Raw genomic sequence first — 6,885 nt, 5'->3', positions numbered from 1 at the left:
CGCCATCCGCATCCACCGTCTCGCCGCACAGGCGACCGGGCATCTGGCGCACCAGTTTGTCGCGCGTGGCGAACAGGCCGACGTAGGGCCCGCCGAAATTCAGGGCATTGCCGATCGACTGGCCCTCGGCCGCGACGATATCGGCCCCCATCTCGCCCGGCGATTTCAGCAGGCCCATGGACACCGCCTCGGTGACCACGACGATCAGCAGGGCTCCGGCGGCATGGGCGGCCTCGGCGATCTTCGTCACATCTGTCGCGGTGCCAAAGACGTTGGGGGTCTGGACGACGACGCAGGCCGTGTCCGGCCCGATGCGGGCGATGACTTCGGCTTCGGCATCGACGGCGGCGGGCAGGGCCTCGGTCTCGACACCGACGGCATGGACCACGGTCTCGGTCGCCCGCACATAGTGCGGATGCACCCCGCCCGAGATCACCGCCTTGTTGCGACGGGTCACGCGGGTGGCCATCAGCACGCCCTCCGCCATGGCGGTCGAACCGTCATACAGGCTGGCGTTGGCCACCGGCATGCCGGTCAGGTTCGCAACCTGGGTCTGGAACTCGTACAGGTACTGCAGGGTGCCCTGCGCGATCTCCGGCTGATAGGGGGTGTAGCTGGTCAGGAACTCCGACCGCTGGATCACATGGTCCACCGTCGCCGGCACATGGTGCTTGTAGGCCCCGGCCCCGCAGAAGAAGGGCACCGTCCCCGCCGTGGCATTCCTGGCCGCCATGGCCGACAGCGTCCGTTCGACCTCCATCTCGCCCGCCACGCGCGGCAGGTCGACGAAGCCGTCGCGCTGCGCCGGTTCAGGCACATCCACAAACAGATCGTCGATGGATTTGGCACCGATCGCGGCCAGCATGGCGGTCCGGTCGTCGGGGGTCAGGGGGAGGTAGCGCATATGGATGTCCCTACACTCCGCTCATCCCGGCGAATGCCGGGACCCAGATGACGAAACGCCATACCGTCGAGCAGAGAGCCATGTGATCTGGACCCCGGCATTCGCCGGGGTGAGCGGTGAAAAACTACAGAGAACCGAGATACTGGTCGTAGGCCGCACGATCCATCAGGCCTTCGGTCGCAGCGGCGTCCGACACCTTGATCTTGGCGAACCAGCCTTCGCCTTCGGGATCGGCATTGACGGTTTCGGGCGCACCGGCCAGGGCGGCATTGCCCTCGATCACTTCGCCGGCGACCGGCGCATAGACGTCGGAGGCCGCCTTGACGCTCTCAACCACGGCGAAGCTGTCACCCTTTGCGACCGCCTTGCCGGCTTCCGGCGTCTCGACGAACACCACATCGCCCAGGGCGTCGGCGGCGTGTTTGGTGATGCCGACGGTGGCGATGTCGCCTTCAAGGCGAACCCACTCGTGATCCTTGGTGAAATGCATGGTCGTCTCTCAGGCTTTGGGTTTGCGATAGTAGCGTTGGGCCACGAAGGGCATGGCGATGACCTCGGCGGCGGCGGGCTTGCCGCGCACGATGACCTTCAGCTCTGTGCCCAGATCGGCGAAGGCAGGCGGCACATAGCCCATGGCGATGTTGCGACCCAGGGTCGGGGAGGGGCCGCCGGAGGTGACCGTGCCGATGACGGTGCCATCCATGTCGGCGATCTCGGCCCCCTCACGCGCGGGCGCGCCTTCCTTGACGCTCAGGCCGACGCGGACGCGCGACGGGCCAGAGCTGAGTTCCTTCAGGATGCGCTCGGCCCCGTTGAAGTTGGCGGCCTCCTTGCGCGACTTCGACAGGGCGAACGTCAGGGCCGCCTCGACGGGACTGGTTGTTGCGTCGATGTCGTGCCCATGCAGGGGCAGACCCGCCTCCAGGCGCAGGCTGTCGCGGGCCCCCAGGCCGATCGGCTTGACGCGGGCGTCGCCCAGGATGGTGTTCCAGATGCGCTCCGCGTCGGCATTGGGCACCGAAATCTCGTAGCCGTCCTCACCCGTATAGCCTGAGCGCGAGACATAGCAGTCGACCCCGAACAGCATCAGTCGGGCGCAGTCCATGAAGCCCATCTCGGCCAGCAGCGGCTCATGCGCGGCCATGACCTCGGCGGCCTCCGGGCCCTGAATGGCGATCAGGGCGCGGTCAGCCAGGATCGTCAGATGCGCGTCGCCTTCCAGATGGCTGTCCAGAAAGGTGAAGTCGGCGTCCTTGTTGCCGGCGTTGACGACGACGAACAGGCCGTCGTGGTCGGGCTTGCCCGCCATCAGGTCGTCCAGGATGCCGCCCTGGGCATCCAGCAGCAGGCTGTATTTCTGGCGGCCCTCTTTCAGCACCGCATAGTCGCCGGGCACGAACCGCTCGAACTGGGCGATGGCGTCGGCACCAGTGATCTTGCACTGGCCCATGTGGGACACGTCGAACAGCCCGGCATGCTCGCGCGTCCAGCGGTGCTCGGCCAGCACGCCCTCATACTGCACCGGCATGTCATAGCCGCCGAAGCCTACCATCCGGGCTCCCAGCGCGCGGTGGGCCGCGTTCAGGGGCGTGGTCTTCAGCATCGCTTCGGTCAGAGTATCGGCCATTCAGACTCTCGCGGTCGCGTGTTGATGCGGAAAGCTCCGCCGTCCTCGCGCCCCCGCTGTCTGTGAAGCCTGAGAGATTCCGGTGCCAGAAAGATGGCACCTTGCTCCGTCGGCGCGATCCGAAGATCGACTTTCCAGCGTCCGTATGTCCTCGCGGTCCGTTTGCCTGAGCGTTTCCGGGGCGGTTGCGCCTTCGGCTCCGACGCCTGAATCAGCCGCCGATCTCTCCCGCGAGAGCGAGCGACTTAAGGCCCCGGAACCGGCGGCAAGTCAAGCTGTGCCAAACGGAACAGGCCCTTGATCCCCGTGTTCTTTCGACGCTCCCCGCTAACACAAGGAAATGATTGCATGTCGATCATCGACAAGATCCTCGGCCGCGATGACGACGCGCCCCGCACCACCCCAGCAAAGCCCGACATGATGATGGGCAAGGTCCTGGATACCTTGGCCGCGCTGGGCGGCAGGCCCATCGAAACACTGTCGCCACAGGAGGCACGCCAGCAGCCCACGCCGACCGACGCGGTCAAGAAAATCCTGCGCGACACCGTCAAGGACGAAGACCCGACCCTGGGCATCCAGACGCGGGACATCACCATCGACGGGGCTGCCGGACCTTTGCAGGCCCGCATCTACAGCCCCGACCTGAACGGCACCGATCTGAAACCCCTGATCGTCTATTTCCACGGCGGCGGCTTCGTGATCGCCGATCTGGACGTCTATGACGGCGGCCCGCGCGGGGTTTCGCGCTTTGCCGATGCCGTGGTGCTGTCGGTTCACTATCGCCAGGCCCCTGAGAACAAGTTTCCTGCGGCCCATGATGATGCCGTAGCCGCTTGGAAATGGGCGCTCGCCAATGCCCAGACCATCGGTGGCGACCCCCGCAGGATTGCCGTGATGGGTGAAAGCGCCGGTGGCAACCTGGCCATCAACGTCTCCATCGCCGCGCGCGACCAAGGCCTGCAGGCCCCAATGCATCAGGTTCTCGTCTATCCGCTCGTCGGCAACGACCTGAATAACAAAAGTTATATGGAGAACGCCGAGGCCAAGCCGCTGAACAAGGCCATGATCGAATGGTTCGTGAAGCACACGTTTGCCAGCGAGGCCGAAACGTCGGACCCGCGCGTCAATGTGGTCGGAGCCGCCGATCTGGCGGGCCTGCCGTCCTCGACCGTCATCCTGGCGGAGATCGATCCGCTTCGGACCGAGGGCGAAAAGCTGGCCGAGAAGCTGGAGGCTGCGGGCAACGACGTGCGCCACAAGACCTTCCATGGCTGGACGCACGAGTTCTTTGGCATGGGTCTGGTAGTGCCCGACGCAGCCGTCGCCCAGCAGTTTGCCGCCCACAATCTGAAGAAAGCCTTCGGCACGGCCATCCTGCCAATCTGATCTGATCGCTCCGTTGCGAACACTTTGAGGGGCTCCGCTCGCGGAGCCCCTTATTCGTAGAAGTCCTCGACATCGGGAATGCGGGTGAAGGCGATCTTGGCCCCGATATAGTCGGGCAGACCCGCCTTGGGCCCGATGCTGACGGTATCCTTGCCATAGCGGCGGTTCAGGGCATCCAGCGCCTGGGACAGTTTCAGCGATGGCGCGGTGCCGCCCTGATCCGGGGCATCGCCGAACAGGTCGGTCTGCGCCGCGCCGCAGGGTTTCAGGTGATGGACCGCCACCCCGACATAGCTCAGCCGCCCGGCCTCCAGCTCCGGCTCGACCTTGCGCCACAGGCCGTCCAGCGCGGTCAGAAGCGCAAAGGTGTCCTGCGTCGGGGCGACGGCACAGTGAAGCCCCGCCGTCTCCCAGCCGCGCCGCCCGCTCCGTGGCGTTCCCTTCGGCCCCATGTCCAGATGCAGGCTGACGCTGGCCCCCGTCTGGCCCATGCGCCGCAGCCGCGCCCCGCATTTGACGATCAACCGCCGCGCCACCGCCTTGGCCTTGGCCGGTGTCCGCATGTCCTGCGCCAGCACATGGCTGTGGCTGATGGAGGCGGGTGGATTGGGCGGCGGCACCTCGCTTTCCAGCCCGTGCAGGCCGCGCCAGATGCGCTCGCCCTCGATACTGTTCCAAACGGCGCGGGCCTGTTTTCCGCTCATGGCCCACAGGCCGGCGGTATCGACCACCCCGGCCTTCTCCAGCCGCGCCAGCATGCGCGACCCGATCCCGGGATATTTCGACAGCGGCAGATCCAGCAGCGGACCGGGCAGTTCATGGGCCCTCAGGACCGTCAGCCCGTCCGGCTTCTTCATGCCGCAGGCCGTCTTGGCCAGGAACCGCGACGGGGCGATCCCGACCGAGGAGTGCAGACAGTCGCCCACATTCGCGCGAATGCCCGCCTGTATTCGCTGGGCCAGGGCCACCGCATTGGCCTCCTGCCGCTCCGGCCCGATCAGTTCGCAGGAGCACTCGTCGATCGACCCGACCTTCCAGACGGGAATATGTCGGTCGATCTCGGCCATGATCTGCTTGTGGACCTGCACATAAAGGTCCGGCCGGGCCTCGGCGACGATCAGGCCGGGGCAGAGTGCGCGCGCCTCCGACACCCGCATGCCGGTGCGAATGCCATAGGGACGGCTCTCATAGCTGGCCGCGATGGCCCCGGTATATTCGCTGAGGGCCGGCCGGACGATGACGGGCCTGCCGCGCCAGTCCGGGTTCATCTGCTGCTCGACGCTGGCGAAGAAGGCGTTCAGGTCGACGAACAGCCAGCGCAGGTTCGCGCCGTCGTCATCCCGCTGTGTCCCGGCCTGCTCCATGACTGGAACATAACAGGAACAAGTGCGGGCGAGGAGTCTGATTCAGCGTACGTAGGCGTCCAGTTCGGCCAGATATCCAGCCTTGGCCTCGTTGGGCAGGAACGACCCCTCGAAACTGTTGCGGGCCATCTGCACGATCTGCTCGCGCGTCAGCCCCACGGCCTCGGCCAGCTGGCGATAGTTCTCGTTCACATAGCCGCCGAAATAGGCCGGGTCGTCCGAGTTCAGGGTGACGTGCAGGCCCCGGCGCAGCATCTCGGGCACTGGATGATGTCTCAGGTCGTCGACAACGCAGAGCTTTAGGTTCGACAGGGGACAGACCGTTAGCGTCATCTGTTCGGCGGCCAGACGCGCGATTAGGGCCTCGTCCTCCATCGACCGGTTGCCGTGGTCCATGCGGTCGATCTTCAGCAGGTCCAGCGCCTCATGCACATAGGCGGGCGGGCCTTCCTCCCCGGCATGGGCGCAAAGTTTCAGGCCCAGGTCGCGGGCGGCGGCGAAGACGCGCTGAAACTTGGACGGCGGATGGCCCATCTCGGACGAATCCAGCCCCACGCCGATGAAGTGATGCAGCCAGGGCCTGGCCATCTCTAGTGTCGCGAAGGCCTCCTCCTCCGTTAGGTGACGCAGGAAGCTGAGGATCAGACCGCTCGAAACCTCCAGCTCCGCTTTTGCCCGATCCATCCCCGCGATCAGCCCTTCGACCACCGCACCGAACGGCACGCCGCGATCCGTATGGGTCTGAGGGTCGAAGAAGATCTCGGCGTGGCGCACATTGTCCGCCGCCGCCCGCTGGAAATAGGCGAAGGCCAGATCCTCGAAATCCTGCCGCGTCAGCAGCACCGCCGCCCCCGCATAATAGATGTCGAGGAAGTCCTGCAGGTTCGAAAAGTCATAGGCCGCCCGCACCGCCTCGACGCTGTCATACGGGATTGCCACGCCATTGCGCCGCGCCAGCTCGAACATCAGCTCGGGCTCCAGCGAGCCTTCGATATGCAGATGCAGTTCGGCCTTGGGCAGGCCGGCGATGAAGGTGTCGAGGGACATTGAGGCTCCGAACGTGTGGTCCGCAGCCTACTACATCCGCTCCGGCGTCGCGATGCCCAGCAGGTCCAGCGCGATCTCCAGTTGATCGAGAGCCGCCTTCGACAGCGCCAGGCGCGAGGCCTTGGTCTCCGCATCCGGCGCGATCAGGACCGGGCAGGCGGCATAGAATTTCGAGAAACTCTGCGCCAACCGGTAGGCATGCTCGCTGATCAGGTGCGGCATGCGCTTGTCATAGGCCTCGGTCACAGCTTGTGAGAACGCATCCAGTGTCAGGGCCAGATCGCGCTCGGCCGGCTCACCAACCACGATCGCACCGGGGGCCAGACCCTGTTCACCGGCCTTTCGCAGCAGGGATTTGATCCGCACCGCTTGATACAGCAGATATGGCCCGGTCTTGCCCTCGAAACTCATGAACCGGTCCAGGTCGAAGACGTAGCTGGTGGTCCGCGCGTTCGACAGGTCCGCGAATTTCAGCGCCGCTATGGCCACCTTGTGCGCCGTATCCTCGAACTCGGCCTCGGGCAGGTCGTCGCCCAGCTTGGCCTCGCGCAGACGCT

The 6,885-nt window shown here is 65.7% G+C and carries 7 protein-coding genes and 1 riboswitch; of the genes, 1 reads left to right on the top strand and 6 read right to left on the bottom strand.

All coding sequences use genetic code 11. The features are described from left to right. The 3 genes from gcvPA to gcvT form a co-directional block, all read right to left on the bottom strand. Positions 1–904 (bottom strand): aminomethyl-transferring glycine dehydrogenase subunit GcvPA (gene gcvPA, locus JHC81_RS13065; RefSeq protein ID WP_292175378.1); only part of this gene is annotated, 904 nt, incomplete at its 3' end. A gap of 124 nt (positions 905–1,028) precedes the next feature. After that, positions 1,029–1,394, bottom strand: coding sequence for a glycine cleavage system protein GcvH (gene gcvH, locus JHC81_RS13060; protein WP_292175376.1), 366 nt, complete (start codon positions 1,392–1,394; stop codon positions 1,029–1,031). Positions 1,395–1,403: 9 nt separating this feature from the next. Further along, a complete protein-coding gene (gene gcvT, locus JHC81_RS13055; protein WP_292175374.1) occupies positions 1,404–2,531 on the bottom strand; it encodes a glycine cleavage system aminomethyltransferase GcvT in 1,128 nt (375 codons plus the stop codon). Positions 2,532–2,675: 144 nt separating this feature from the next. Beyond that, positions 2,676–2,772: riboswitch (glycine riboswitch) on the bottom strand. Between the two features lie 107 nt (positions 2,773–2,879). On the opposite strand from gcvT, the gene JHC81_RS13050 reads away from it, so the two are divergent. Further along, positions 2,880–3,917, top strand: a complete 1,038-nt coding sequence (locus JHC81_RS13050) for an alpha/beta hydrolase (protein ID WP_292175372.1) — start codon at positions 2,880–2,882, stop codon at positions 3,915–3,917. Positions 3,918–3,967: 50 nt separating this feature from the next. Here JHC81_RS13050 and JHC81_RS13045 read toward each other — a convergent pair whose 3' ends face one another. The 3 genes from JHC81_RS13045 to JHC81_RS13035 all read right to left on the bottom strand — a co-directional run. Then, positions 3,968–5,281 (bottom strand): type VI secretion protein ImpB, encoded by a 1,314-nt coding sequence (locus JHC81_RS13045; protein WP_292175370.1) that lies wholly within the window; start codon positions 5,279–5,281, stop codon positions 3,968–3,970. Between the two features lie 42 nt (positions 5,282–5,323). Continuing rightward, complete coding sequence (locus JHC81_RS13040; RefSeq protein ID WP_292175368.1) at positions 5,324–6,328, bottom strand: adenosine deaminase; 1,005 nt, start codon at positions 6,326–6,328, stop codon at positions 5,324–5,326. 30 nt (positions 6,329–6,358) lie between these two features. After that, the coding region (locus tag JHC81_RS13035; RefSeq protein WP_292175367.1) for a DALR anticodon-binding domain-containing protein at positions 6,359–6,885 on the bottom strand (527 nt) is incomplete at its 5' end.

The organism is Brevundimonas sp. (assembly GCF_016463295.1).
Classification (GTDB): Bacteria; Pseudomonadota; Alphaproteobacteria; order Caulobacterales; family Caulobacteraceae; genus Brevundimonas.
This window is presented reverse-complemented; position numbering and strand designations above follow the sequence as displayed.